Raw genomic sequence first — 965 nt, 5'->3', positions numbered from 1 at the left:
GCCGCTGGGAGCCTATCTCTCTTTTGATCGCCTCTGTGATGAGGTACACCGCCTACTTGGTGGTTATGGCACTGAATACGCGATTAATTTTGAATAAGCACTTATCAGCTGATGCGCGAGCAAAATGAAGGACTAGAACGTTTGCATCAGGCCATTGCCGGAGACGACAGCGATACGCTGACGGGGCAGATTCGTTTGCTGCGCCAGAATCAGGACGATAACCACAAAGCGGTTGCCAGGGAAGCCGAACGCCAGGCAGAGGCGGCTGAGGCGCTGAACCGACAGGCCGAAGACCAGCGGGCAAGCTTTGATAAATTTGCGCAAAACCTCTCGACGCAGCTGCATGACTTTGCCGAGATGATGTCCAAGTCTGCCACCGAGCAGGTTATTAACGCGCTGAAAGAAGTCATTCAAGACTTTAATAATCAGCTTACCGAGCAGTTTGGTGAAAACTTCAAAGCGCTGGATGCCTCGGTCAAATCGCTGGTGGAATGGCAGGAAAACTATCGCCAGCAGCTGGCCGAGATGAGCGATCAGTACGCACAGGGCGTGACCGCAATTACTCAAACCGAAACCAGCCTCTCGCATATCAGCGACAGCGCTGCCTCGATTCCTGACGCCATGAGCGGCCTTGAGCCCCTGCTGGCCACCACTCAGCGCCAGCTGGATGATCTTGAATCGCATCTGGGGGCTTTCCGGGATATGCGTGATCGCGCTGTGGAAGCCGTACCCGAGATTCGCCGTCAGGTGGAAGACACCGTAAGCGATATCAGCCAAGCGGCACAGCACGCCGCCGAAGATCTGGCCGCCGGCAGCCACAGCATGAAAGAGACGCTGGAAGAGAGCGCGACCGGCTTGCAGGAACCCGGCTTATTCACCGGAACGCTGACTGGGCATCCTGAAGCCCCGGGGAGCCGGTAGCTCGTCGCCGAACGCCGATTTCGAGACGGCACCGTCTTCCGGTG

At 56.9% G+C, this 965-nt stretch carries 1 protein-coding gene; it reads left to right on the top strand.

Features of this window, described 5'->3' with window-relative positions; translation table 11 throughout:
• The first annotated feature begins 141 nt into the window (after window positions 1-141).
• Window positions 142-921, top strand: coding sequence for a hypothetical protein (locus ABD654_RS05610; RefSeq protein ID WP_344703117.1), 780 nt, complete (start codon window positions 142-144; stop codon window positions 919-921).
• The last annotated feature ends 44 nt before the right edge of the window (window positions 922-965 follow it).

It is taken from the genome of Halomonas cibimaris, from assembly GCF_039537045.1.
GTDB lineage: Bacteria > Pseudomonadota > Gammaproteobacteria > Pseudomonadales > Halomonadaceae > Vreelandella > Vreelandella cibimaris.
This window is presented reverse-complemented; position numbering and strand designations above follow the sequence as displayed.